At 43.6% G+C, this 25,920-nt stretch carries 27 protein-coding genes and 1 pseudogene; 7 read left to right on the top strand and 21 right to left on the bottom strand.

The genetic code is table 11. The features are described from left to right. Positions 1 to 30 precede the first annotated feature (30 nt). From AS030_RS24750 to AS030_RS02080, 4 genes and pseudogenes are all read right to left on the bottom strand, one after another. A pseudogene (locus tag AS030_RS24750) lies at positions 31 to 658 on the bottom strand (ABC transporter permease); the annotation flags it as partial. Then, entirely contained in the window at positions 651 to 1,619 is a 969-nt protein-coding gene (locus AS030_RS02090) for an ABC transporter ATP-binding protein (RefSeq protein ID WP_061967858.1), read from the bottom strand. The pseudogene AS030_RS24750 and the gene AS030_RS02090, both read right to left, overlap by 8 nt. Before the next feature lie 207 nt (positions 1,620 to 1,826). Then, positions 1,827 to 2,477: a FusB/FusC family EF-G-binding protein gene (locus AS030_RS02085; protein ID WP_061967855.1), complete on the bottom strand. Its 651-nt coding sequence runs from the start codon at positions 2,475 to 2,477 to the stop codon at positions 1,827 to 1,829. Between the two features lie 139 nt (positions 2,478 to 2,616). Then, complete coding sequence (locus tag AS030_RS02080) at positions 2,617 to 2,886, bottom strand: CD3324 family protein (RefSeq protein ID WP_061971433.1); 270 nt, start codon at positions 2,884 to 2,886, stop codon at positions 2,617 to 2,619. Between the two features lie 581 nt (positions 2,887 to 3,467). On the opposite strand from AS030_RS02080, the gene ppc reads away from it, so the two are divergent. Further along, a complete protein-coding gene (gene ppc / locus AS030_RS02075; protein WP_061967853.1) occupies positions 3,468 to 6,227 on the top strand; it encodes a phosphoenolpyruvate carboxylase in 2,760 nt (919 codons plus the stop codon). 55 nt (positions 6,228 to 6,282) lie between these two features. Here the strand turns inward: ppc and AS030_RS02070 are convergent, their stop codons facing one another. The 3 genes from AS030_RS02070 to AS030_RS02065 form a co-directional block, all read right to left on the bottom strand. Continuing rightward, complete coding sequence (locus AS030_RS02070; RefSeq protein ID WP_061967851.1) at positions 6,283 to 7,107, bottom strand: prohibitin family protein; 825 nt, start codon at positions 7,105 to 7,107, stop codon at positions 6,283 to 6,285. Then, a complete protein-coding gene (locus AS030_RS23975) occupies positions 7,079 to 7,240 on the bottom strand; it encodes a hypothetical protein (RefSeq protein WP_164988893.1) in 162 nt (53 codons plus the stop codon). The genes AS030_RS02070 and AS030_RS23975 overlap by 29 nt, the downstream gene beginning before the upstream one ends. A 139-nt stretch (positions 7,241 to 7,379) precedes the next feature. Further along, entirely contained in the window at positions 7,380 to 7,826 is a 447-nt protein-coding gene (locus AS030_RS02065) for a YndM family protein (protein WP_061967848.1), read from the bottom strand. 216 nt (positions 7,827 to 8,042) lie between these two features. On the opposite strand from AS030_RS02065, the gene AS030_RS02060 reads away from it, so the two are divergent. Then, positions 8,043 to 8,876, top strand: a complete 834-nt coding sequence (locus tag AS030_RS02060; RefSeq protein ID WP_061967846.1) for a deoxyribonuclease IV — start codon at positions 8,043 to 8,045, stop codon at positions 8,874 to 8,876. Positions 8,877 to 8,925: 49 nt separating this feature from the next. On the opposite strand, the gene AS030_RS02055 is transcribed toward AS030_RS02060, so the two are convergent. After that, a complete protein-coding gene (locus AS030_RS02055) occupies positions 8,926 to 9,645 on the bottom strand; it encodes a TraR/DksA C4-type zinc finger protein (RefSeq protein WP_061967844.1) in 720 nt (239 codons plus the stop codon). Positions 9,646 to 9,791: 146 nt separating this feature from the next. Beyond that, complete coding sequence (locus tag AS030_RS02050) at positions 9,792 to 10,004, bottom strand: alpha/beta-type small acid-soluble spore protein (protein ID WP_061967841.1); 213 nt, start codon at positions 10,002 to 10,004, stop codon at positions 9,792 to 9,794. 168 nt (positions 10,005 to 10,172) lie between these two features. Here AS030_RS02050 and AS030_RS02045 point away from each other — a divergent pair, with 168 nt between their 5' ends. Both AS030_RS02045 and AS030_RS02040 read left to right on the top strand, forming a co-directional pair. Further along, positions 10,173 to 10,607 (top strand): SRPBCC family protein, encoded by a 435-nt coding sequence (locus tag AS030_RS02045; RefSeq protein ID WP_061967838.1) that lies wholly within the window; start codon positions 10,173 to 10,175, stop codon positions 10,605 to 10,607. Next, the gene (locus AS030_RS02040; RefSeq protein WP_061967835.1) at positions 10,604 to 10,930 is read left to right on the top strand and encodes an ArsR/SmtB family transcription factor; all 327 of its coding nucleotides are present in this window, start codon (positions 10,604 to 10,606) and stop codon (positions 10,928 to 10,930) included. Before AS030_RS02045 ends, AS030_RS02040 begins: the two co-directional genes overlap by 4 nt. A gap of 57 nt (positions 10,931 to 10,987) precedes the next feature. Here the strand turns inward: AS030_RS02040 and AS030_RS02035 are convergent, their stop codons facing one another. From AS030_RS02035 to AS030_RS02025, 3 genes are all read right to left on the bottom strand, one after another. Further along, the gene (locus AS030_RS02035; protein WP_061967833.1) at positions 10,988 to 11,833 is read right to left on the bottom strand and encodes a YitT family protein; all 846 of its coding nucleotides are present in this window, start codon (positions 11,831 to 11,833) and stop codon (positions 10,988 to 10,990) included. Positions 11,834 to 12,000: 167 nt separating this feature from the next. After that, positions 12,001 to 13,638: a SulP family inorganic anion transporter gene (locus AS030_RS02030; protein WP_061967831.1), complete on the bottom strand. Its 1,638-nt coding sequence runs from the start codon at positions 13,636 to 13,638 to the stop codon at positions 12,001 to 12,003. A 35-nt stretch (positions 13,639 to 13,673) separates the two neighbouring features. Next, complete coding sequence (locus AS030_RS02025; protein ID WP_061967829.1) at positions 13,674 to 14,249, bottom strand: beta-class carbonic anhydrase; 576 nt, start codon at positions 14,247 to 14,249, stop codon at positions 13,674 to 13,676. A 425-nt stretch (positions 14,250 to 14,674) separates the two neighbouring features. Here AS030_RS02025 and AS030_RS02020 point away from each other — a divergent pair, with 425 nt between their 5' ends. Continuing rightward, positions 14,675 to 15,529 (top strand): STAS domain-containing protein, encoded by an 855-nt coding sequence (locus AS030_RS02020; RefSeq protein WP_061967826.1) that lies wholly within the window; start codon positions 14,675 to 14,677, stop codon positions 15,527 to 15,529. A 51-nt stretch (positions 15,530 to 15,580) separates the two neighbouring features. On the opposite strand, the gene AS030_RS02015 is transcribed toward AS030_RS02020, so the two are convergent. Next, positions 15,581 to 16,714 carry a hypothetical protein gene (locus tag AS030_RS02015; RefSeq protein WP_061967824.1) on the bottom strand — a complete coding sequence of 378 codons (1,134 nt, stop codon included), beginning with the start codon at positions 16,712 to 16,714 and terminating at the stop codon, positions 15,581 to 15,583. Between the two features lie 413 nt (positions 16,715 to 17,127). Here AS030_RS02015 and AS030_RS02010 point away from each other — a divergent pair, with 413 nt between their 5' ends. Then, positions 17,128 to 18,498, top strand: coding sequence for a DUF2254 domain-containing protein (locus AS030_RS02010; protein ID WP_061967822.1), 1,371 nt, complete (start codon positions 17,128 to 17,130; stop codon positions 18,496 to 18,498). A 73-nt stretch (positions 18,499 to 18,571) separates the two neighbouring features. Here AS030_RS02010 and AS030_RS02005 read toward each other — a convergent pair whose 3' ends face one another. Further along, complete coding sequence (locus AS030_RS02005; RefSeq protein WP_061967820.1) at positions 18,572 to 19,498, bottom strand: S66 peptidase family protein; 927 nt, start codon at positions 19,496 to 19,498, stop codon at positions 18,572 to 18,574. Positions 19,499 to 19,693: 195 nt separating this feature from the next. On the opposite strand from AS030_RS02005, the gene AS030_RS23380 reads away from it, so the two are divergent. Further along, positions 19,694 to 19,864: a hypothetical protein gene (locus AS030_RS23380; RefSeq protein WP_156412547.1), complete on the top strand. Its 171-nt coding sequence runs from the start codon at positions 19,694 to 19,696 to the stop codon at positions 19,862 to 19,864. Positions 19,865 to 19,873: 9 nt separating this feature from the next. Here the strand turns inward: AS030_RS23380 and AS030_RS02000 are convergent, their stop codons facing one another. The 7 genes from AS030_RS02000 to AS030_RS01970 form a co-directional block, all read right to left on the bottom strand. After that, entirely contained in the window at positions 19,874 to 20,200 is a 327-nt protein-coding gene (locus tag AS030_RS02000; RefSeq protein ID WP_061967818.1) for a DUF2325 domain-containing protein, read from the bottom strand. A gap of 330 nt (positions 20,201 to 20,530) precedes the next feature. Beyond that, the gene (ssuD, locus tag AS030_RS01995; protein ID WP_061967815.1) at positions 20,531 to 21,670 is read right to left on the bottom strand and encodes an FMNH2-dependent alkanesulfonate monooxygenase; all 1,140 of its coding nucleotides are present in this window, start codon (positions 21,668 to 21,670) and stop codon (positions 20,531 to 20,533) included. After that, positions 21,667 to 22,254 (bottom strand): NADPH-dependent FMN reductase, encoded by a 588-nt coding sequence (gene ssuE / locus AS030_RS01990; RefSeq protein ID WP_061967812.1) that lies wholly within the window; start codon positions 22,252 to 22,254, stop codon positions 21,667 to 21,669. Before ssuE ends, ssuD begins: the two co-directional genes overlap by 4 nt. Beyond that, positions 22,254 to 22,625 carry a hypothetical protein gene (locus AS030_RS23375; RefSeq protein ID WP_141687007.1) on the bottom strand — a complete coding sequence of 124 codons (372 nt, stop codon included), beginning with the start codon at positions 22,623 to 22,625 and terminating at the stop codon, positions 22,254 to 22,256. Before AS030_RS23375 ends, ssuE begins: the two co-directional genes overlap by 1 nt. Before the next feature lie 26 nt (positions 22,626 to 22,651). Then, positions 22,652 to 23,656, bottom strand: coding sequence for an aliphatic sulfonate ABC transporter substrate-binding protein (locus AS030_RS01980; protein WP_061967810.1), 1,005 nt, complete (start codon positions 23,654 to 23,656; stop codon positions 22,652 to 22,654). A 32-nt stretch (positions 23,657 to 23,688) separates the two neighbouring features. After that, positions 23,689 to 25,023 (bottom strand): LLM class flavin-dependent oxidoreductase, encoded by a 1,335-nt coding sequence (locus tag AS030_RS01975; protein ID WP_061967807.1) that lies wholly within the window; start codon positions 25,021 to 25,023, stop codon positions 23,689 to 23,691. A 30-nt stretch (positions 25,024 to 25,053) separates the two neighbouring features. After that, positions 25,054 to 25,905, bottom strand: coding sequence for an ABC transporter permease (locus AS030_RS01970; RefSeq protein WP_061967804.1), 852 nt, complete (start codon positions 25,903 to 25,905; stop codon positions 25,054 to 25,056). Between the last annotated feature and the right edge of the window lie 15 nt (positions 25,906 to 25,920).

Genomic DNA, 25,920 nt, shown 5'->3' with positions numbered 1-25,920 from the left:
TCACCAGGCCCAAGATGCCAAACGTCATCATGGACCGTTTAAATGAAAGAAGCTCAAATCTTCTAAGAAGAACATCAAAGAGAATGGCCAGTAAAGCTGCTGGTATGGCTCCCAGCACGATAAGTGTCGAGTTATTCCTGTCAATGCCCAGCAGAATGATATCCCCAAGCCCGCCTGCACCGATCAGCGCAGCAAGGGTGGCTGTGCCAATGATCAAAACCATGGCCGTCCGGATTCCTGCCATAATCACAGGCATAGCCAGGGGCAGCTCCACTTTTATGAGTCGCTTTCCGCTGTCCATGCCCATTGCTTTCGCGGCTTCAATCAGGGATGGATCGACTTCTTTAATACCGGTATATGTATTTCTTAGAATGGGAAGTAAAGCATACACGACCAGTGCGATAATGGCCGGAATTTTTCCGATTCCAAACAAAGGGATTAACAACCCAAGGAGTGCCAAGGACGGAATGGTCTGCAAAACCGCTGTGACTCCAATGATAGGTTCAGCTGCTTTTGGTTTTTTGGTCAGATAGATTCCAAGCGGTATGGAGATCAGAACGGCAAACAATAGTGCAATAAATGAGATTTGGATATGCTCAAGAAGGGCGCTTGCCAGTTCTCCCTTCCTTTCTTGAAACACGTTTAAAAAATTATTCATGGCCGCTGCTCCTTTCCTCCAAATGATCCGAAAGGTACCGAATCACGGCATGTCTGCTGAGGGTACCGATTATTTTTCCTTCTTCCTCAACCCCCAACTCTTCTTCATCCTTTAAAAGGAACAGGGCATCTTTTAATGAAGCAGACGCAGATATCATTTTCAATGATTCAGAAAAACTTACATCCGCTGGAAGAGGTGCAGCCAGACGGGAAAGATCCCCTTCTGCTTTATAGGATTTTTCATTACCGCCAACAAAGTCCCGAACAAATTCATCAGCAGGATGCTTCAGGAGATCCTCCGGAGTTCCAATTTGAACAATTTCGCCACCATTCATGATACAAATGCGGTCTCCCAGCTTTAGCGCTTCTTTCATATCATGCGTAACAAATACAATCGTCTTCTTGATGCGCCTCTGCATATCGTAAAGATCATCCTGCAGCTTTTCGCGGCTGATAGGATCAAGAGCACTAAATGGCTCGTCCATGAGAATGATTTCCGGATCCGCAGCCAGCGCCCGGATGACGCCGATGCGCTGCTGCTGGCCGCCCGAAAGTTCTTTTGGCTTCCTGCCGCGGTAGGTATCGGGATCCAAACCAACCATTTCCAATAGCTCATCTATTCGCTTTGTTATTTTTTCTCTGCTCCATCCCCTGAGCTCAGGAACGACCGAAATATTTTCCTGGATAGTCATATGAGGAAACAAAGCGATCTGCTGAAGAACATACCCGATATTCCAGCGCAGTTCATGTATATCGTAATCACTGATTCTCTTTCCATCGATAAAGAGAGTTCCTTCTGATAGTTTAATCAGCCGGTTGATCATTTTGAGCATGGTCGTTTTACCGCACCCGCTTGGCCCAATCACAACGAAGAATTCACCTGCCCTGATCTCCAGGGTCAGCGATTTTACCGCCATGGTCCCGTCATTGTACTTTTTTGAGACATTATCAAATCTAATCATTCACCTGCTCCTTATTTTTTGTTTACTAACTGCTGTCCTGGTAAATAACCATATTCTATGTATTTTCACGCTGCAGAGGAAATTAAAACATAGATAGTCTGGCCGAAAAAAAAAAAAAAACAGGGCTTTACTTGCGCAAGTTTCCCTGCTTTGTGCAAGTAAAGCCTTCTACAAAACGACAAAGATTCCTCTTTTTACAAAAAGAGTTCACATTCCTAATGATTCTTTTAAAAAGGAGGTTAAATAACCAGTGTTGGTAATTTTTTTATTGCACTCGCTGTTATCAGCGCAGATCAGATTACCAATGGCCTTGTAGTAATCCGGATTTTTGGATTTTTTTGCTTTGGTTACAGTGGAAATATAAGCGACCTCTCCCGCACATTTACAAAATGAGCAAAAGCTCTTCTTACCCGCCGGCTCAAATTTGCATTCAATGCCGACCAATTTCCCATCTAATTCATATACGATAAACTTTTTGTTGGATCTGAGATCGTTCCAGCTCATGTACGTCAGCTTTTTGTGGTCGATCATTGATAAATCCGGCAGCTTTAACTTTTTATTTTTCGGAAACATTTTTTTCAATTGCTGTTCTGTCACGCTTGGAAAAGGCAGCAAAAAAGCGGAAAGATGCTGAATATACTCCTCAAACTGCTCATCTGTTTTCAGGCTTGAAAGGTCCAGCATTTCTTGTTGATCTGATGATGCGTTTGGAAAAAGGTCAAGAACTTTGGCATTGGCCATATCGATTATCGCCTTCAAAACAGATGGAGGCACATGTTTTTGAGCCGTATCCTTAATCAAGGCAATCTGTTTCTTTATGAAATTTAACTGTTCGTTTTTAATAAATCCTTCTGTCATCCGTAATCTCTCCATTCCTTACTGGTGCCTTTTGCTTATAGTATAAAAAAGTCAAGAAGCGTCCAAAATGGAAAAAATGACTTAGAAGCGTTTTTTGCATAATAAAAGCACTGGTGAAAGAATGCACCAGTGCTTTGAACTATGCTTTTCGAGAATAGACAATCTTCTTAATGGTTTCAGTGGAAAGGTAATGTTCTTCGGCCAGCTGCTCGATGCTGCTTCCGTTACGAAAAGATGTTTTGATAGCAGCATTACGCCGGTCAAGCAGCCGCCTCCCGCCACTCGATACTCCCCATTTCCGGTGCTCAGTTTCCCGCTTAGGAATGTACAGGGTCTCCCCCTGAACATATTTTTGAATTTCCAGAATCAGATTCTCAGGTAACACTTTACTAGCATTGCAATATTTCATTTTTGCCAGCCCCTTATTTTTGAATTCCAGCAAAATAAGGTGCAAAGCCAAAATACCAGAAAAGCTGTTTTTTGCGATCAATTAGATATTTCGCCCCATGCAAAGGATCGCCTTTCTACTATCAGGCTTTGCATGAGTGAAAGAAGTCCCGGACAATCGTTTGTGATTCTCCAACCGGATGCACCCCCTTTTACTTTTTATCATACCAAAATTTTCTGTTGATTCGAATCCCCACAAACTCTCTTACGACCTGTTGAATCTTTTTGTTGAATGTCTAAAATATCCCACATTCCATGATTGTGATGTACAAGCTGGTATAGTAAAGACATCCCAACAACCCCTTTTCATATTTAGACGTGATGCCCGGCTGTCCCGCCGGGTATTTTTTTGTTTTTTTATGTATACGCTTACACACTAAACTGTATTAGTTTTTATCTCTTTTTTACTCACACAGATTTCTTTTTCAATTATTTTACACTGGGAAAGAAGAGTGTTTTTATGGTACAATGCATACAATCAAAATATTCAAACAATGGTACAGAATTCAACAGTAAGGGATTACAGTTAAGGAAGGTGAAGTCATGACTACAACTTTAGAATCCGCAAAAGCTGAAAATAATAGCTCTCCGCTGCGCCGGGATGTCAAATTCCTCGGACAGCTGCTGGGAAATGTCCTGGTACAGCAAGGCGGACAGGATTTATTGGATAAAGTGGAAAAAATCAGAGAAATGACCAAGTCTCTTCGAAACAATGACCAATTATCCTATCAGGAGCTAAAAAATGAAATCGCTGCTCTGCAATTGCCGCAAAGACAGCAAGTCATTCGGGCTTTTGCTATTTATTTCCACCTGGTTAACATCGCAGAACAAAATCACCGAATCCGTCGCCGAAGAGAGTATCAGCTTCTTGACGGGAACCAGCCGGGTTCCCTTGAATCGACCGTCAGTTCATTCAAAGAAAATGGGGTTGAAGCAGATCTTATAAAAAATGTGATCGATAAGCTATCTATGGAATTGATCATTACCGCACATCCAACAGAATCTACACGAAGAAGTGTACTTGAAATCCATAAACGGATCGCGCTTTTGCTGCATCAGCTGGATCAAACCGTTCTTACCTCCAGAGAGCGTGAGGACGTGCAGGACAAACTGTTTAATGAGATTACCATCCTGTGGCAGACCGATGAACTTCGTGACCGCAAGCCAACTGTTATGGATGAGGTGGCGAATGGCCTTTATTATTTTGATGAGACACTCTTTGAGGTGCTACCGCAAATTCATGAGGAGCTCCAGGAAACGCTACAGAAGCATTATTCATCTGAAGAGTGGCATGTACCGAACATTCTTCGTTTTGGTTCATGGATTGGCGGAGACCGTGACGGAAATCCAAATGTTACCCCTTCCCTCACTTGGGAGACGTTGACGAAGCACCGGAAACTGGCTTTGCGAAAATATCACCAGGCGCTGACCAGCCTCATGAAACAGATGAGCCAGTCCACAAAGCACGTACAGATTTCTGAAGAACTTGTAGGAGCTAACAAAAAAGACGCTGCATTCCTTCAAGAGGATGAAAAATGGAAAGTTGAACATGAGGCTTATCGTGTGAAAATCGCCATCATGCTGAAAAAGTTAAAGCTTGTTGGCAAAGATTCGCAAGGCTATCAGCATGCCAATGAATTTAGGGAAGATTTGCTGCAAATCAAGCGAAGCTTTGAGCAGCATTCCCCGGCTGGCAGCCGATTAAAAAATCTTGACCAGCTGATCCGTCAGGTAGAGCTTTTCGGATTCCATTTGGCGACACTTGATATTCGCAATCATAGCGGCGAGCATGAAGCAGCCATTACGGAGATCTTCCGTTCGGTGAGCCTGGCAGATGATTATTCTGCTTTGGAGGAAGAAGAAAAAGTAGCATTACTGACCGGGGTACTCGAAGATCCCCGTCCTCTTCTGCTTCCTTTCACTGAAGATTATTCAAAAGAAACCCGGCAAATGATTGACGTATTTACAATGATCAAGGAAGCCCACAGAGAGTTTGGGGACCGTGCGATTGAAGTCTATCTTGTCAGTATGGCGGAATCCGTAAGCGATCTCCTTGAAGTGCTTGTTCTCGCCAAAGAAGCAGGGGTATACCGGCTTCACGCGGACGGCCGTATCGAAAGCAAGTTAAACGTTGCTCCGCTGTTGGAAACAATTGATGATCTGATTGCAGGCCCCGCCATTATGGAAAAGCTGTTTTCTATGGATTTCTATCGCAAACAGCTTGAGAAGCACGGCAATGTTCAGGAAATCATGCTGGGATATTCCGATGGAAGCAAAGATGGCGGCACATTGACAGCCAACTGGAAATTATATAAAGCTCAGCAGGAAATCCATGAAGTCGCCGAAAAATATGGTGTGAGACTTAAGTTCTTCCACGGGCGCGGCGGCTCACTCGGACGCGGTGGCGGACCATTGTATCGAAGCATACTTTCTCAGCCAGCCGAGACCCTTGGTGACGGCTTTAAAATTACGGAGCAGGGTGAGGTTTTATCCTCACGCTATTCCCTGTATGACATTTCTTATCGAAGCCTTGAACAGGCCACGTCCACCCTTCTTTCGGCCGCCGCTAATATATCATCGGAAGCAGAACAAAATAACATCCGCACCAAGGAATGGGAGAAGATGATGGACGAGATGTCTGCCGCCGCTCTTAAAAAATATCAGGAGCTTGTCTTTAATGATCCCGACTTCTTGACATATTTTAAACAAGCAACTCCTCTTCCAGAGCTTGGTTCCCTGAACATCGGTTCACGTCCGATGAGCCGTAAGGGAAGCGAACGTTTTGAGGACTTGCGGGCAATCCCTTGGGTATTCGCTTGGACACAGAGCCGCCAGCTGCTGCCTGCCTGGTATGCGGCGGGGACAGGACTTCAGCGTTTTACAGAAACAGAAGAACAGCTTCGTCTGCTACAGCAAATGTATCAAGAATGGCCGTTCTTCCGTTCTACCATCGATAACCTCCAAATGGCCTTAATGAAAGCGGATTTGACCGCTGCCAGGGAGTATACCGCAATGGTGGATGACCAGAATATGGCCCAGCGCATTTTCTCGGAAATTGAAAATGAGTATAACCGCACAAAAGATGCGATTTTGCTTATCACTCGACAGGAACAGCTCATGGACCATGTTCCTAATATTAAAGAATCGATCCGTCTTCGAAATCCGTATGTCGATCCGCTCAGCTTCCTTCAGGTTGAGCTAATTTCAAAACTGCGGGAGAATGAACAAATCGATGAAGAGCTCCTGAGAGAAGCATTGCTTACCATCAATGGCATTGCGGCAGGGCTCCGAAACACAGGTTGATCAAACAACAAGCCATTCGCTTTTAAGCGAATGGCTTGTTTTATTATGTGCTGCCTTATTTTTCGTCAACGGGTATCTGAATCAAAGAATTCGTTCCGGTCGCTTTTGGCATCTTTCCATCCCATTTTTCGATCCACTTGTTTTGAATAACTTCTTTGGAGATCGATTTCTTGATGATTGCGTTATAATCAGCAATCCCTTTGGCTTCAATTTGCTTCTTTTCAGCCTCAGCTTTTGCGATTTTCAGCTCGATTTGTTTTCGTTCCAACTCTTGAGCTGCTTCCACTCTTTTATCAATCGCGGCCTGAGTGGATTTATCCGGCTTTGGCACCCCAAGTGTCAAATTATTCACGTTAAAGCCCAGCTGACGAACATCCTCGGCAAAGATTTTCTGCACGTTAGTTGCCGCTTCTGATGATTTCTCACCGTATGTATCAATAACCGAATATTTTGCGATGGCCTTTCGCCCGGCATCCCACAGCCGTGTCCGCAAATAAGATCCTTCTATTTCTTCAATTTCCACCGGACCGAACTTATTGAACACCTGTACCACTTTATCAGGCTGGATGCTGTAATTGTAAGCAAAATCAATGGTTACACTTTTTCCATCGGATGTTGCCACTTGAATATTGCTGTAATTAACGGTCTGCATGCGAACCGGATAAATCGTCACCTTGTCAAACAAGCCGACCAAGTGCCATCCCTGTCCTAACGTATCATCTTGAACCCCGCCATTCGGGCTGTACACGACCCCTACATAGCCATTGGGTACTTTCTCTATGAACAACGAAGTAATGCCAACTGCCAGGATTAAAGCAACTCCAATGATAATTCCCCCAAGTACTTTGCGGTTATGGCCTTTCTTGCTTTTCTTCTCCATTTTCTTCCCCCTGTACATTCTCTCTGAGCTTGTGAGCCGTATTGCCCACTTTTTTAAATGAAGGAGACAAAATGAGCCATACTCCAAAACAGATCACCAGAACCACAATGATCGAACCAATCAGTACTTTCATGTTTCTCCCTCCCCTATACTACTATTACAACAGTTTCCAATTATGCCATATCTACCAGTTATTCACCAGATATATGTGCCGATTCACATAGAAAAAGAAGAGCCTGTCACAGCTCCTCTTCCAAATTACTCACTTAATTCTACTTCCTTTTTGTTGGATCTTCGTCTTCTGCAAACTCTGTAACAAACCGAAGTTTAGGTGTTGTGCCCGGATGCGACGGCACACCTTCCCTGTTGCTAGCGCTTGGCAAATGTTTTGCTAAAAACTTATGAATATAGACCTCTCCTGCCGTGATGATGACTGCTGAAATGGCACTTCCCCATGCGATTTGAAGATAACCATGCAGAAGGATGGACCCAAACAGCCAGACAATGGTGTACGTCAGCAAAAATTCAGCCATCAGGGTATTTCCTTGGCCGATCCGCGGCAAAAGAATGCGGTCAGCGAGGATATAGGTAGCCACCGTGGTCGTGACACTAAAGGAAATAATATCGGTCAGTGTTGCATCAAAGAACAAATCCAATCCAATTGAAAATGCAATGAGGCAAACAATAAATTTAAGTAAAATCACTTTCGCTTGTTCCACTTTAAAAACCTCCTTTTTTCTGTTCCTAGTTTGCAACAAAAAAAGGAGGTTCATTCTTACTTTCTGGTTGGACTTACATCTGGTTCGGAATCAGGCTGAACCCGATATGCGTGAGGGTATCTTCATAGAGGAAATATTATGAAATTAACTTGAAACAGAATGAAATATCACCTGTAGTTTACGCTAATAAAAACGATTGAAAGGCTGGTAATCCTCATGAGATTAGGCTGTCATGTAAGTATACGAAACGGGTATTACGGGGCTGCCAAACACGCTGCTTCGATCGGGGCAAATGCCTTTCAATTTTTTCCGAAGAATCCCAGAAGTCTTTCAATAAAAGAATTTAACCGGGATGACGCCGAGCAATGTAAAAAATTTTGCCATCAGCATAATGTCATCTCCATCGCCCATACTCCGTACCCGACAAGCCTTACTCCTCATCCTGACAAAAAAGATCTCATCATCCGCTCCCTTGCCAATGACCTTGAAATTTCAGAGGCCTGTGGTGCCGTAGGGGTTGTCGTTCATTTTGGAAACCGCGCGATTAGCAGTGATCCTCTTGCTGCATACCAAACCATGATTTCTATGCTGAACGAAGTCCTTAACGATTGGGAAGGAAGCTGTAAGGTTTTACTTGAAAACAACGCAGGACGGCCTGGTTCAATGGGCACTACACTGGAGGAACTCGTTCAAGTTCGCAATTTGACGCATTATCCTGAAAAAATTGGCTTTTGCTTTGACACATGCCATGCTTTTGCCAGCGGTCTTTGGAACGGCGACAACTGGGAAGAAATTGTGCAACATGGTGAACAGCTCGGTTATATTCAGCACCTGACAGCCATTCATCTTAATAACTCCAAATATCCTTACGCGGAAGGCAAAGACCGTCATGCGAATATTTTTAAAAATGGGTATATCTCCAGCGAACAGTTTCAATCCTTCATCCGTTCCCCCATATTACAAGAGATTCCTCTCCTTCTTGAAACACCGTCAGATGCAGGCATCCTTCATGCTGAGGAGATCGATCAAATAAAAAAACTGGCACATTGATAAAAAACTCCTTTCCTCTAAATGGAGGATAAGGAGTTTGTTTCATGTTTTATACATAATCAGAGTCTTCATCGGTTTGTTCTTGATCCATTAAAAACCGTTCATAATCCTTATGCATCTTATTGGGTATGATCCGGGTATTACTTCCATCCATGTCGGTCGCGATAAACCCTTCAATGTCTTCCACATATCCGACATTCTCTTCCGATTCTACAAACATCTCATTGTAATTGAGCATTCCGTTCTCGGAGAAATCGGATGGTGTTTCACTTGTTCCATAAACCGCTACATCCTGCCAAGAATCTTCGGCATCATAGAATGTTGCATCCTTATCATCATTATCAAATTTCCCATAAGGAGGCATCAATACTTCTTCTTCAATCGGCCGGCGGTAAGAGCCTGTCTGCTCAAGGCTGTGTTCTTTGCAATACGCGGTTGCAGGCAAAGCTTCCAGGCGCTCTGCAGCTATGGGCTGGCCGCACGTTTTACAATAACCGTACTCACCGTTGTCAATCCGTTTGAGCGCTTCGTTTATGGACTTTAGCTCCGTTTCATTCAGATCATTTAACGCAATGTCTTTTTGCCGCTCAAATAATTCGGTTCCCGTATCACCGGGATGGTTGTCATAGTTGGAAAGTTCACTGACCGATTCCTTGATCAGCTCTAATTCTGATCCGTAATGACGATTGTCATTCAGCCTGTTGTTCAGGCTCTCCTTCATTTGAAGCAACACATTTTTAAAATGATTCATTTTCTGCTGTGACCACATGTTGTTTGAACCTCCGATTGTAAACTTCTCCACAACTGTATTATGCAACATAAGCCATGACAGCATACTGGAAATAAATAAGAGCTGCCTATGATGATAGGCAGCCCTTGTCCATTGAGTATTCTGTTTTGTCGTCTTCGCTAAAATTAGCGTTGTCCACCAAATCCAGAAAGTTGAGATTGAGCTTGAGCAACTAGACGTTTAGTGATTTCTCCACCAACAGATCCGTTAGCACGAGCAGTTTGGTCAGCACCAAGTTGTACACCAAATTCAGAAGCGATTTCGTACTTCATTTGGTCGATAGCTTGTTGAGCACCTTGAACCAATAGTTCGTTGTTGTTTCCACCTTGTTGAGCCATGTGTTTTCACCTCCTCAATTGGTATATTTAAATTCTCTCTCTTCCGGGAAAAACAATACCATGAAATTTTTGTAAAAAATTAAAACGCATTGACATGAAACCGATTGGTTGTATATACTTTATACAACCAATCGGTTTCATATTCAAAACCAAAAGGAGAGAATCACGATGTCAGAATCAATCGAACGCACAAAAGATATACGGTATGAAGAAGTAATTGATGCTCCCATTGAAAAAGTATGGAACTTGGCAGCCACAGCAGAGGGCATTTCCAGCTGGTTTATGCCAAATGATTTTGAGCCCCATGTCGGCCATGAATTTCATATCCAGTCACCATTCGGTCCTTCACCTTGCAAGGTTCTCCTGGTGGAGCCGCCAAATAAACTTTCTTTCGCATGGGATCAATTTGGCTGGGTCGTTACATTTGAGCTGAAAGAAAAAGAAGAAGGAAAAACTCATTTTACCCTTACCCATTCTGGCTGGGGTCATCCGGATGCCATACTGCCAAAGGCACAGCAAAAAGTTTCTGCTGTCCGTGACAATATGAGCGGTGGCTGGGCAAAGATCATGCAGACCTTGAAAGATACTGCCGAAAAGAAATGAGCACCTCACCGAAAAAGCATGATGTCTTCCAGGCCATCGCTGATCCCACAAGAAGGGAAATTTTAAAACTGCTGGCCGGACGGGAACTTGCCGTTACCGAAATTGCTGAAAGGTTCCCTATGAGCCGGACAGCTGTTTCTAAGCATCTGCTTATTTTGGATGAAGCAGGTTTGGTCCAAAGCAGGAAAACAGGCAGAGAAAAGCGGTATACCCTTCAGGCCGAACCACTCTCAGAGCTGGAGCAATGGCTCTCCTACTTTGAGCAGTTCTGGCAAAATAAAATGTCGATGTTGAAGCATCTTGCCGAAAGAAAAGAAAATTAAAACCCGCCAGCCGTTTTATTGCAAGCATTGCGCAATAAATCAGCCCAGCGGGTTTTTTTACCATATATTTTTAAAGTTACCTACGATTTTATGAGCCGGAACAGCAGTTATGAACGCTGTTTCATCCACTTCTTTCACAAGATCCACAAGATCGGACCATTGAATATTCACAATAACGCAAAACACGACTTGTTTATTCGTATGTGAATAGGCACCTTCACCATCCCAAAACGTAACTCCCCGGTTAAATGCCTCGTTCAGCGCGGCGGACACTTCACTTCCTTTGTCCGTAACAATAATGACAGAACTTCTCTCCGCAACCGTAAGAATCGTATCATACGTTTTGGCGCCAACATACATGGAAAGAATGGTGAACATGGCTGCTTGTACGTTGAAGATCACAGCCGATATCGTAATGATGATAAAATTCATGATCAGACCGAACCGTGCAATCGACAAGTTTTTGTATTTGGCAATCACCCTGCCCAATACGTCCAGACCGCCATTTGAACCGCCAGCACGAAGCATGATCGCACCTCCGGCGAAGGAAACCACCCCTCCGAAAATTGCTGCAAGGATAATGTTCTGGGTCCACATCATTTTAATCGGGACCAAATGCAAGAACAAAGAGTCAAAGCCTACCGCAAGCAGGGTATACACGATAAATTTCCTGCCCAGGTGGATATAAGCCAATATCAGCAATGGAATATTGTAGAGAAAATATTGGGTTCCTACCGACCAGCCCGTCACATTGTAAATAATCATACAAATCCCCATGAGGCCACCTGAAAGCAAATGGGCGGGCAAAAGAAGGGTATTCGACCCTACCGCGACCAGCATGCTTCCAAAAATAATGCATATAACTTCAATACCAATTCTGACCATTTTGTTACCTAATACCATGCGCAACCCTTCTTTTTCAACGATTATGTATAAAAATTAATAATACTACATGGAACTTTACCATGTATAAAAAGAAATAACTATTGTTTTAATATTATCTTTATGGCTTAAGACTAAACCAAAAAGAAAACCGCCTTTTCCATATCAGTGGAAAAGACGGTGAACTGTCAGGAGATTTGGCTAGATACTTTTGTTTTCATCAGTTGTTTTGCGGTGCCCAGTGCCTCTTCCATCCGTTCAAAGAACCGGTGGTGCCCGATTTCGTGCGTCAGTCCTGTCCTCTCCAGCAATTGCTTCGGCTCAGGCTGAAGTCCCACAATCAGCAGCTCTCCATTCTGTCTGTTCACCTTCTTCACGATGTTCAACAAGGCAGCCTCGGCACTGGTATCGATATAGGGTACATCCTGCAGCTTAAGGATGACAACCTTTTCTTTTTGTTTCGCACTGACTGATTCTTCAAGCACATCGGTTGAACCAAAAAAGAGCGGTCCATTCAGTGTAATAACTTCAATACCTTCCTTCTCATCCTCCGACAAGTGGGTAAGTGCTGTTTTTCCCTTCTTAATGTGAAGAGCACGGCTCATCCGCGTAATAAAAATGACAAAAGCAAGAAGCAATCCTGCAATAACCGCTGTAGCCAGGTCGGTGAATACCGTCAGCAAAAAGGTGGTCAGCAAAATGACGGAATCCATTGTTTTTGTTTTCAGCACATGCATGAACTGCTTTTTTTCACTCATATTCCAGGCGACAACCATTAAGATGGGAGCCATGCTCGCGAGAGGAATTAGTGAAGCATAAGGCGCAAATAGCAGCAGTACGAGGAGCACCACAACCCCGTGAAAAACGCCCGAGACTTTGGAAATTGCTCCGTTTCTAATGTTAGTGGCGGTTCTTGCAATGGCACCTGTTGCCGGGATCCCCCCAAACAGCGGAGCAACCATATTTGCAATACCTTGTCCCACCAGTTCTTTGTTGCTGTCATGTTTGTAGCCTTGTTTCATGCCGTCTGCCACCATAGCTGACAACAGCGATTCAATCCCGCCAAGAAGGGCGATGGCAATCGCAGGAGGAAGAAGATAGATAATCTTTTCAAGCGATAAATCAAAGAACTCAAATTCTGGCAGCTTGTTTGGAATATCACCAAAGGCAGTACCAATTGTCGGAATCTGACCCTGAAAAAACAAAAATCCGATTAAGGTCGATCCAAGAAGTCCGATAAGGGCCGGCGGGATCTTGCTCGTGATTTTTGGAACAGCAATCAACAAGGCAAGGCAAACAAGGGCGACAAGGACACTTTTCCCATTAAATGTTGAAATCTTATCCCAGATCGCCATCATGTTGAGATGAAATTCTTCATGCTTTTCCACATCTTTCAGACCGAGGAAATTAGAAATTTGCCCTGAGAAAATGATGACAGCAATCCCAGCCGTAAAGCCAATAATGACCGGCCTGGGTATATATTTGATGAGTGAACCCCATTTTAAAAGCCCCATGATGACGAGCATGATTCCGGCCATAAAACCGGCAATCATGAGGTTTTGAAAACCATATTGCATCACGATCCCGAGCAGTATCGGAACAAACGCGCCGGTTGGACCCCCGATTTGATAGCGGGAACCGCCGAGAAGCGAGATCAATATACCTGCGATGATAACAGTATACAATCCATTTTCCGGACGAACGCCTGATGCGATGGCGAATGCCATTCCCAGGGGGATGGCCACAATCCCTACAATAAAACCGGCCACCAGATCCTTTCTTAAATCAGCCAGTGTATAGCTTTTAAAACGGTTAACAAGACCCATTCAATCTCTCCCTCTCTTCTCTTATCTCTATTTTTCTAATGCTGTACAGTTATAGATTCTTGTATTTCAACAGTGGTCAATCCACCTGTGTGAGGGTCAATCACAAGCCCGTGTACTTTTATTCCTTCAGGAAGAAGCGGATGATTTCTAACCAACGCCACACTGTGTGCCACACTATCTTCCACACGGTCAAAGCCAGTCAGCCACTTTTCAAGGTCTATTCCTGCACTTCTTAAGAAATCCAGCTGGTTTTGATCAATTCCCTTTTCCTTTACCTTATCAAGAAAGGAATCGTGGCGGAGCCCGGACATGCCGCAATCTTTGTGGCCGATTACACATACTTCTTCAGCCCCAAGTTCATAGATAGCGACCAGGATACTCCTCATTACGCTTCCAAAGGGGTGAGAAATAAGAGCTCCGGCATTCTTTATAATTTTGGCATCACCATTGCAAAATCCGATCGCCTTAGGCAGTAGTTCTGTGAGCCTTGTATCCATACACGTTAAGATGACCATCTTCTTATCCGGAAATTTTGTTGTTTCAAAATCTCTGTACACTTCATCTTTTACAAAGGTTTGATTGTGCTCCATAATCTTAGAAATAGTTGACATGTTGTTCTCTCCCTTTTTATTTGATGGGCTCATTATACAGTGTAACGTATCACTGTACGTTTACAGTTTAATTAAGGAAATTTTGTATGAAAGCGCAATCTTTGAGAAAAAATACACAATTTATGACAATAGTGAGAGGCATTTCTAATCAGTCATGACCATTGGTATAAGGGATATACTGCATTTTGGGGGCCAATGTGTGAGACCCGATAAAAATGGGGGCTTTTGAGGGATAAACTGTAGGAAAAAAGAGGTGAAACCATGAATTGTATATGAATGTTGATATAATTTATAGAACTTCTGTCCTCAGGGTTTTCTCCTTGTTTAGACATACCAACAGCGTCATTCATCAATACGTTACAAAAAACGGAAAATGATCGAACAATATAGGGTAGACTATGCGTAGGTTTTAGGAGGAGTCTGTTATGTCAAAAATGATCAAAAATGAACCAACTACTTATCTTCAAGAGATCAGTGAGCTGATATTAGAACAAAAAGAAACATTATCCAATTCCATTCTCGAGGATGAGCATTTTAACTATAAGCATGCAGGAAATAATAAAGACCGACTTCAGCACTTGCGGTTGCAGCTAATCCAATTATATGGGGAAACCATCCCGCTTCCTTTGAGTATTACAGCTAAAAAACTGAAAGACTGGGGCAAGGATTATGCGGATATTTTTGTTTCATTGAATATTCCTCTTGATCATGCGATTGAAGAGGTTCATTTTTACCGAAACGAAATCGGTTTGATTATAAAAAAAGCCGCTAAATACGAAAACTTGGATCTCGATATGTTTTATGAGCTAATTTCCGGATTTGATCTGGTTGTGGATACTGCGGTACAAATGGTAAGTACGTCTTATATGGAAAAATACATCTCCAACTTGAGAACTGCGGAGAAGGAGATTGATGAGTTGTCCGTTCCAGTGGTTCTTCTTGGGGACGGAATAGGCATCTTACCCATGATTGGGGATATTGATACAAACCGTGCACAGATCCTCATGGACAATGCCTTAAAAAGTTCGGTGGACCTTGGATTGAACAACCTTATTCTGGATTTATCAGGAGTACCGATCATTGATACGATGGTGGCACAAAAGATTTATCAGGTGATTCAGGCATTGGAGCTTATTGGTGTTGAAACCAAAATCAGCGGTTTGCGCCCAGAGCTTGCCCTTACAATGACCGCTCTCGGTGTCGAGTTTAGGGGCATCAAGACCTTTTCAAGCCTTCATCTCGCTTTGCAGCACCTTGGTTTTATGCGAACCACCAACTAAAAATCAAAGAAAAAAGAAGTATCCGGAAAATGGATACTTCTTTTTTGATCCTTAAATTAATTTGCTGGCGTTAATGGCTTCCCTGTATCCTGACCGTGTAAAGTGATAACGATCATCCAGATAACCCTCACGCTGAAGGGAACTCAGTGTTTCTTCGGGAATAGTAGCTGCCAATTCATCAAGCTTATCATTGATTTCTCCCAACGAAGAATCGCTGACAAATTCGGGAGTCAGGAGGCGTACAATACCTTCGATTCGTGAATCCCGTTTTTGGAAGAGCTGCGGTGTACGGTTGATGGCCTGAGAAATCCGGTTCGTGAACTGAATCAATTCCTGCTTCAGATTGGTAGCCTGTTTTTCTTTTTCCTGAAGCTGTTCCTGATAGAACTTTCTTTCCTCTTCATTCAGATTGGCCCTCGTGTACAGTTGCTGATAAATCTGGGTCTTGTCCATCTCGATTTGTTTCAATTCTTCTTCTTTCAACATCTGTGTTTTCATATCTTCTTCACTTGGCTCATAATACGTCCAGTCATTGACCGAATCTTCTTGCTCAGTGCGATTGACCGCTGAATTTTCTTTTACTTCCTCGGCATCCGGTTCATTTGTTTCGAATAATGGTTCAGGTTCCGCTACAGGCTGAGCGTCTGCTTTTTCAATGGATTCAAGAGTTTCCTTCTCGGCATCCGAAGCGTCGCCTTCCGGGTTGTGAAGGGCTTCCTGTCTTTCTTCTGCTTGCTCCGCCTGAACCTCCACCGATTGTTTATTATCCGTGGGAGGATCTTCAGCTTCATCGTCTTTTTGTGGAAGTTGTTCTCCTTCTTCCAGAAAAACAGTTTCTACAGCCGGTTCTTCCTCGTTTTTGTTTACAATACCTTCAGGAAGAGCTGCCACTGCTGGTTCTTCCATTGGTTCCGTATCAGTCGTACGTTCTTCAAGCTTCCGGACAAGATCGTTGAATTTTTTATAGTACATAACGGAAATGGTTAACGCAAAAAGTGAAGCAAACAGAGAGATAAAGTCTGAGAAGCGGAAAACGAAAGGCGAGGTTGCAATCTTATAAAAAAGTAAAAGTGCAAAAGCTCCGATTACAATAACCTTCAACCAGCTTTCCCGGTTCTGAATTTGATCACTCTTTTTTGAAGCTTCACCGCTTCGCCCAAGAAAAGATGATAACTTTTTATTCATAGTGTAGTCCTTTCTAAACGTGTGTTGTTTGTAAGAAATAGTAAAATGTACACATTGAGATGTGCTCCTACATACATAAATATCGATTGCTTCCCTTTCTTTCTAGGGGTTTACCCTTTTACAGGGGGTAGGCAATTCTTTTTCCTTTCCCTTCTCTCCCTTCTCTCCTGCTCTCAAGCTAACTCATTAAAAATAAAATACAGTTTTCTTACACCCTCTATTTTACCCTTTAATAGCCATCATGCCAAAATACCAAGTGTGCATTACATAAATTGGGAGTGTAAAAACTATCGATAAAGGTAAAAGTGTACTAGGGTTCAATAGCTGCTATACATAACGAAAGACATAGTTTTTTCGTTTCCGTATCGATTACAAAAGAAAACCGGGACATTTTTCCCGTAGGAGTGTGTTGAATGGCAAGGTTCAGGTTACTTGATAAATACTTAAGAAGATACACCCAGCTTTCAGAGAGGGAATTGTCCCACCAGCTCCAGACGAACTTATGGTTCACACCCGTTTTGTATATCGTCTTCTCGTTTGTATTGCTCGCCCTTTCCTACACGGCAGATTATAAATTTCAAACTGGCGAAAGAATGTGGGATGTCTTCGCAGTAGATTATGATCTTACACAAGCACTGGTCAGTACACTAACTGCTGCAACCCTGACATTGACTACATTTACCTTCAACTTGATTCTTGTCGTATTTACAACCTTTTCCGGCCAATTTTCACCGAGGATATTAAAAAACTTTATAGCGAGCAAAGCTACACAACGGATCCTGGGAATATTCACGGGCAGCTTTTTCTACATGCTGTTTTCCTTTCTGGTTTTAAACAAACACTTTGCTCATCACTTTTTCACCGTCCCGCTGGTGGCGGTTCTACTCGCCTCCTTGTCCATGGGAACGTTTATCTTTTTCATCAATCATGCAGTAGCCTGGCTTCAGGTGAACAAAATGACATACGAAATGAAAAAAGAATCCATGTCCATCGTGAAGGGGTCGCTTCAGAATGAGATTGATCCTTATAAGGTAAAAGATACAGCGCCACTTAAGGAATATGTTGAACGGCTGACAAAACGGGAAGGAAAGCAGATCTCATCTAACAGATCCGGTTATATACAGTTGATTGACTTTGTTGAAATCATGGAAGAAGCAAAAAAAGATGACATCATCATCAAACTGGAATATACCATTGGAGATTATGTTTTTAGCTCCACCCCCATTCTTTCATACTGGTCGAAAGAAGATGCGGAGATTGACATACCCAAATATTTGGCACTTTTCAGCTTTGGAAAACGGCAGACGGAAGTGCAGGACATGGAGTTTAGCATTAATAAACTGGTTGAGGTTGCCATCCGTTCTGTAGGAAATTATGACCCAAAGACTGCCTCTAATGCCATCAATCAACTTGGAGAACTGCTATCCTACATTTCCTGTGTAGGTAATCTGAATCCTTATCTGGTGGATGTGGACGGACACTTACGCGTCATTCTTCAAGAAAAAGATTTTAGCTATTATCTGTATAACGGCCTTGGATACATCCGTCATTATTCCGAGGATAACGTGATTGTCGGAATCCAAATTTTAAATGTGCTTGATTTGATTGCTAAATCAGCCAATCCAAGAGATTATGATGCGATATGGGAATTTGCAGTTTATACGACTAAAGGGTATGAAAAGGATTTTCTATTTGGACTTGATTGCGAAAAATTTAACAACCTCCTTTATGAAATCGCCAAATCAACCGGGCATGAAAAAGATTTTCAACATATGGGACCTTAAGGAATGGCTCCCAAAACTAAAAACCAACCGCTGATACCGTTGATTTTAACGGTATCAGCGGTTGGTTTTTTCTTTACGCATTGCCAACTGAAGGCTCAAGAATGGTAAACCTGTTGTTCACCGTATCCAGATTGGCTCTGGCACCAATCGGAATCGCTGCTTTATAGTAACCATGGGCGGTTGTTACATTAGTCATGAGAGGCTTTCCAAGGGGAATCATTACCTCTCGGATTAACTGCTCATAGGTGACTCCATAAGCAGGTTCACATGAGGTGCATTCCCCCATCACAATTCCCGCACAATCTGCAAATTTACCGGCGATTTTAAGGTGGTTCAAATACCGGTAAACGGTATTGATCGGCTCATGAGTTTCTTCAATGATTAGAATCTTCCCTGTTGTATCAATCTCAAAGGGTGTTCCCAAATTATCAACAAACGAAGTCAGATTGCCCCCAACCACCTCTCCGGTCACATTTCCGCGCACTCGGCTGATTTGAGGGATACCAGGGGGATTTATAATCTGCCGGGGAGATTGAAAGGTGGAGGTTGCCAAAAAAAACTGATTATAATTATATGGCGGAGTTTCCAGATTAAAGTCGAGGAGCAACAGGCTTTGGAAAGAAATCAAATCCGCGTACTGGTACAGAACATTGAGCAGGATCGTGATATCGCTGTATCCAGATACAATCTTGGGATTTTGACGAATGACATTAAAGTTCAAATACGGAAGGATCCCCGCTACTCCCACCCCTCCACGTGTAGGGAGAATCATTTTCACGTTTTTATTGGAAAACATCGCCATCAAATCAGCAGCTCGCTGCTGGTCGGTTCCTGCCAAAAAGCCCGTGCTCGTATACACGTTTTTGCCAAGCACTGTATTGAATCCAAGGCCCCGAAGGGTTTTTATGCCTTCATTTATTCTTGCAGGCTCCAACGGGCTTCCAAGCGTCACAATTCCGATGGTGTCCCCTCTTTGCAGAATTGGTGGTCTGACAGCCATATACATCCTCCCCATCCCCAGAGTTTCCCATCGAGATGCATCATTGATGTATATGTAATATAAACTAATATTATCCCCTTATGACAAATCTTTCAAATCAATACTAAAAGGGGAATAAAGAGGGTATGTAGAAATAATACATAGACCCATTATTAGTTTACGGACTGAATTATAAAATAGAAAGGGGAAAATTCAATGAAAGAGTATAAAATTATCGAAACCAGCGGACGCTGGACGTTCAGTCTTGATACACTGCCGGACAGCGATGAGCCTTTATCCTGGGAAGAAGCAGAGCGTATCAAAGAACAGCTGGAAGAATGTGTCCCCTTCCAGCTTGAGATTGTGAAAATAGATTCAACTGACTAACAGCCTGCCTTATTGGCAGGCTATTTTTATTCTAGTCTTTTTTTTATGTTTAAGAAGATCGGCTTTCTCGAGAGACTGATGGATCGAACACCATGCTCGTTTCGAATAGCATACCGGAATTGCTTGCTTATTCGCTTTTTTCTTGATGGCCGTCGAAAATTCATGATTAATATAGTCCGTCAGTACCAACACAAGATCCACATGGCTTGGTATTTCCTTTTGTGACATTCTTGCCTTTCTCCCGCTTACATGTATAATTTCCTCTACACCTTCGTGCTCGAGCCTCTTTTTTATTTTGCCAAGATGATCTCCGCCTACAATCAATAATGCTGACATCAAAACCTACTCCCTTCTTCATTTCCAATCATGTATTGGTTTGGACAGGGTGCCTTCGGTTTTCCAATGGGCAGTTTACGTTATTGTTTATCTCTTATCGGTTTACTCGGATTTATTTTTGAATAAAAACCTCTTCCTACAGCTTTTTGCGAATAGGAAGAGGTTGTGATACCTTAGGAGACAGAAAATTTAAATGATTAAAAATAATATATAGAAATAGACCTTCCAAGTCAATATTAATTAAAAAACGTTGTCATGTTTATGTAAGCAGCAAAAACTCATAAAGAATATGAGTTTTTGTCTGAGTTCTGTTTCTGCTTATCTAACTTGTCATTCTGCTTTGCTTTTTAACGGCAAATAAGTGTTGGCGACAAATTCTCCAACCGGGTGAGCAGCGGTGTTTTCTTGTTGTTCTCCATGGTTGAGAGGCAATCTGGGAAACAGCAGTTCCGCTACCCGATAGGCTTCTTCCAAATGAGGGTATCCGGAAAAAATGAAATGATCGATACCAAGGGACTGGTATTCTTTCATTCGTTCGGCAACAGTATCCGGATCACCGACAAGGGCGGTACCTGCTCCTCCCCGAACCAGACCGATTCCGGCCCAGAGATTGGGGCTAATCTCCAGAGATTCAATTTTTCCGTTATGAAGCGATGCCATTCGCTTTTGCCCTACGGAATCATACCTTGAAAATATTTTTTGCGAGGCGGCAATCGTTTCCTCATCCACATATTGAATCAATGAGTCTGCAGCTGCCCAGGCTTCTTCCACAGTTTCTCTTACAATGACATGAAGACGGATTCCGAAGCTGACAGTCCTGCCCTGAGCTGCTGCGAGTTTTCTGACTCTCTCAACCTTCTCTTTCACCTGCTCAGGAGGCTCGCCCCATGTCAGATAGACATCAATATGCTTAGCCGCTACTTCCAGCGCCGCATCCGATGAACCGCCAAAATAAAGCGGGGGATATGGTTTTTGCTGCGAAGGCAGTAACACCTTGGCTCCTTTAATTTTCAGATGTTCCCCCTCAAAGTCGACCTTTTCACCAGCCAGCTCTTTTCTCCAGACCTCCAGAAACTCATCGGTCAGCCGGTAGCGGTCGCTATGGGACAAATGGAGCCCGTCGCCTGCAAGCTCCACCGGATCACCGCCTGTCACCACGTTGATCAATAGTCTGCCATTTGATAATCTGTCAAACGTAGAAGTCATCCGGGCTGCCAATGAAGGAGAAATCAATCCTGGTCTTACAGCCACCAGAAACTTCATTTTATCTGTTGCCTGTATTAATGAAGAGGCGGTGATCCAGGCATCTTCGCATGAATGTCCGGTAGGAAGAAGCGCCCCCTTAAATCCCAGGCCATCCACTGCTTGCGCAATCTGGCGGAGATAGGAAAGCGTAATCGGCCTCCCTCCCTTTGATGTTCCTAAATACCTGCTGTCTCCATGTGTGGGCAAAAACCAGTAAACGTTCATGCACCTGTCCCCCTGCCTTTAGCGGGATCGAGTTCCAATTCTCTAATATAGATGTCTTTCTTGACCTCATCAATCAGCTCATTCAGCGACACAAAGAGCCGGTTTTCGATTTCGGGATCAAATCTGACATCTGACCCAATGTTGTGTTGCAGCTGCTGATCGATTAAATAGACACCGTTTAATATGTTTCTTGCACCGATTGCATACAGAACCGGTTTAAGCGCATAATCAATGCTGAGCAAATGGGCAGCCGACCCGCCGGTGGCGATAGGCAGCACGCTTTTGCCGGAAAGAATGTCACGCGGCAGCAAATCCAAAAGGGATTTGAGAACTCCGGAATAGGCGGCCTTATAAACCGGTGTTCCGATAATCACCGCTTTTGCCTGCTTTACACTCTTTTCTATTGCCTTAAGGGCCGGGCTGTTAAAGTTCCCCAGCACCAGATCCTCCGGAGGAATATCCAGCACTGAATAGGATTCAGTTTCCAAGCCCGCATTATGCGCCAGCTCACTTAAATGGTGAAGGACAATCCCCGTCCTTGACGTTACCGATGGACTTCCTGAAATCGTAACAATATCAGCCATTACAACTCCTCCTTTTTCTTCAGTGGTTTTAGTGAAGCATTTCTTTGCCTGTTGATAAAAAAGGTTTGCAGCGCTCTGGCAAGCCCTCCTGTGCCAAATGTCAGATGCGAACGTTTGCCTTCGGTATACCTGCTTTGGACATCATTTAAAAATTCCAGTATATACAGCCTCCTGTAGAGGATATTGCGGATTCCCTGCTTTGAAAAGTAGTCCTCTATCGTGTTATACAGCCCTTTATTCACACCGTACCGTTCTCTGCAGACCCCGCTGAACTCCAGGTCGGTCAAATTGACAAGATACAGCTGTTCTTTGGTAGCTGACGCTAAAAAATTTTGTGGTTTATGCCATTCTTTTAATGATGCTTCACCCATTTTTATCCCTCCGATAACTGTTGTGGTTATTTATTCTCTAACGCTTTTTCAATAAACTTGTTTTCAATGACTTTTGAAGTATCAAGCTTTGTCTTTATCCCTCCTGCTTTATAAAGGAAATCTGCCTGTTCCTGATGGGCTTTCGCAAACTCCGGAGTTGTTGGAGAAAGGATTAAGTTTGACCGCTTTAAAACGGTACTGACGATCTTGGGGTCAAGTTTTTCCTTTTTGGCAATATCGGAAGATACTTTGTCCGGATGATCAATAAATTGCTTCATAACTCTCTCATAGGTTTTCAAAAACAACACCGTTAAGTCCGGGTGGTCTTTTGTAAATTGGGTTCTGGCAACAAGAAAGCTCGGCGCATTAATATTCAGGTCCTCTCCGTCAGCCAGGGATTTTGCGCCCGTTTGAAAAATGGCTGTTGTGGCATAAGGTTCCCAAGTGGACCAGGCATCGACTGAACCATTATCAAGCGCGGGTCGTGCTTCATCGGGCTGCAGCTGAACAACTTTAATATCTTTGTCGGACAGTCCCGCCTGGTCGAGTGCCATATAAAGGAAATTATAGGCGCTGCTTCCTTTCGCGACGGCTATCTTCTTGCCTTTTAAATCCTTTAGCTCTTTGATTTTGCTTCCTTTAGGAATGATGATCGAATTTCCCTTTTTTCCATCCGTGGTTACGGCGATCGCTTTAAAATCCACATTGCCCGACTGTCCGGCGATCAATGGGGTTCCACCTGTGGCACCAAAGTCCAGCCGTCCGGAAGCCAGTGCTTCAAAGTGCGGCGGTCCGCTCGCAAACTCGCTCCATTTGACTTTCACACCCTCTTTTTCAAAGGCTTTCTCAAAGGCTTTGGTCTCCCTTGCATAAGGCAGTACCCCCGTACTGCCCTGCACACCGATATTAACCGTTACATCCCCTTTTTGTTCGGCGTTCGTTTTTTTCTCACTGCTGCATCCTGAAAGCACAATCATCATCGTTAAAAGCGCCATAAGTCCTGCTGCTATCGTTTTCTTTTTGAGTTTCATTCTTTTTTCTCCTCTCCCTATCCCACTTTTTGTCATGCATGTGCCGAAAGATTGATCGTATCTGTATCCGGCCGTTTCAGCCCGAGGTGTTCCCTTAAGAGTGTTCCGGCGTATTCTTTTCGAAACAAACCTCTTTCCTGAAGGATCGGAATGACATAGGTGATAAAGTCATCAAGCCCTTCTCTCATTAATTGCGGCATAATATTAAATCCGTCTGCTGCTTTGTTTTCGAACCATTTCTCCAATAGATCGGCGACTTGGGTTGGTGTGCCCGCAATGGTGTAGTGGCCCCTTCCACCAGCCAGACGAAGCAGAAGCTGTTTGATCGAAAGATTTTCACGAAGTGCGAGCTCCTGAATCAGCTTTGTTCTGCTTTGATGCCCATCCGTTGCAGGAAGCGGAGGCAGCGGTCCATCCAGCGGATAGGCTGATAGATCCACGCCGACTCGGTTTGACAGTTGATGAAGACTGAACTCTGTATTGGTATAATGATGAAGCTGTGCTTCTTTTTCTCTGGCCTCTTCTTCTGTTTTTCCTATGATCGGGCATATTCCCGGCAGGACCTTGACCGATTCAGGCGACCGTCCAAATGCAGTGGCACGGGCTTTTATTTCCTGGTAAAAGCGCTGTGCATCCTCCAATGTTTGCTGGGCTGTGAACACTACCTCGGCATACTGTCCTGCAAAATCAATCCCATCGGCTGAAGATCCTGCCTGGACAAGGACCGGCCTTCCTTGTGGCGAACGAGGGATATTCAGCGGGCCGCGAACAGCGAAAAATTTCCCCTTATGGTGGATTTCATGAACTTTTTGATCATCCGCAAAAATTCCTGCTTCCTGATCTGCAATTATTGCGTCATCCTCCCAGCTGTCCCATAACTTGCTTGTGACTTCCAGAAACTCACGGGCCTTTTCATATCGGAGACCATGGGAAGGAATCTTTTTGAAATGGAAATTCTGGGCTTCTCCATCTGTTCCAGAGGTGATGATATTCCATCCCGCCCTGCCATTGCTGATATGATCGAGTGAAGCAAATCGTCTGGCCACGTTATAAGGTTCATTAAAGCTGGTTGAAACTGTGGCGATTAATCCAATGTTTTCTGTTACAGCGGCGAGGGCAGACAGCAGTGTAAGCGGTTCGATGCCTCCCTGCAGACCGTATTTAGCGCCTTGTCGTGATACCGCATATCGATCTGCCAGAAATAATGAATCGAATTTGGCTTCCTCTGCTTTTTTAGCAAATTTTACATAATGGGAAAGCTTTAGGTTATTGCCTGTTTCTGAACCGGGATGTCTCCAGGAAGCCTCATGATGTCCCATTCCTGTCAGGAATAAATTAAGATGCAGCTGTCTTTTTGTTTGAACCATGTTAAAGCACCTCCATCACTATTTTTCAAATCATCCGATAAAGCTGTCACGCCATTTCAGAAGTCTCTTCTCGAAATATCTCACCAATGAATCCGATGCTTTGCCAAATACAGCGAAAATAATAATCCCTACAAAAACAATGGACGTCTGGGAAAACTGGCGCGCATCCATGATCAAGTAGCCGATCCCTTCACTGGAACCCATAAGCTCAGCCGCTACCAATGCCAGCCAGGCGGCTCCTAATGACAGCCTCAGGCCAAGAAGAATGTTTGGCAAGGCGGCTGGCAGGATAAGCGTTGTAATCTGCTTCCATTTACTGAACTCGAGCACTTTTGCAACATCAAACAGTTTTGAATCCACGCCTCGAATTCCAAGAAACGCGTTAACATACAAAGGGAAAAAGGCAGCTTTTGAAATGAGAAGGATTTTGGATAATTCGCCAAAGCCAAACCAAAGGATAAACAATGGGATCACCGCCAAGGAGGGGATGGTTCTGATCATCTGCAGCGTGGGATCCAATGTTAGTTCGGTTTTGCTTGAAAAACCTACAGCCAGCCCTGCAAGAAGTCCCAGCCCGCCGCCGAGCAAGAATCCCAGAATCGCCCGGAAAAGACTGATTTTAAAGTGAGCGTATAATTCGCCCGAAACGATTAAATCTTTAAATGCCACCAGGATTTCGCTGGGCCTTGGAAGCAATGTAGCCGAAATCAATCCATAGGCACCAGCTGCTTCCCAAATCAGAACGACAAGAACAGGAAGTGCAAGCCCCCGCATCCAATTGAACAAAGGTAACTTTTTACGATTTCTTTTACCAGTGGTTTCTTTTACCGATGGGGGGTGTTCAACACCTGATCGCGTTAATACTCCAGTTTGATTGCTCATTTTTTCATCTCCTTT

The organism is Fictibacillus enclensis (assembly GCF_001457035.1).
Lineage (GTDB): Bacteria > Bacillota > Bacilli > Bacillales > Fictibacillaceae > Fictibacillus_C > Fictibacillus_C enclensis.
Note: the sequence above shows the minus strand (reverse complement) of the source record. Positions and strands in the feature narration are given on the sequence as shown.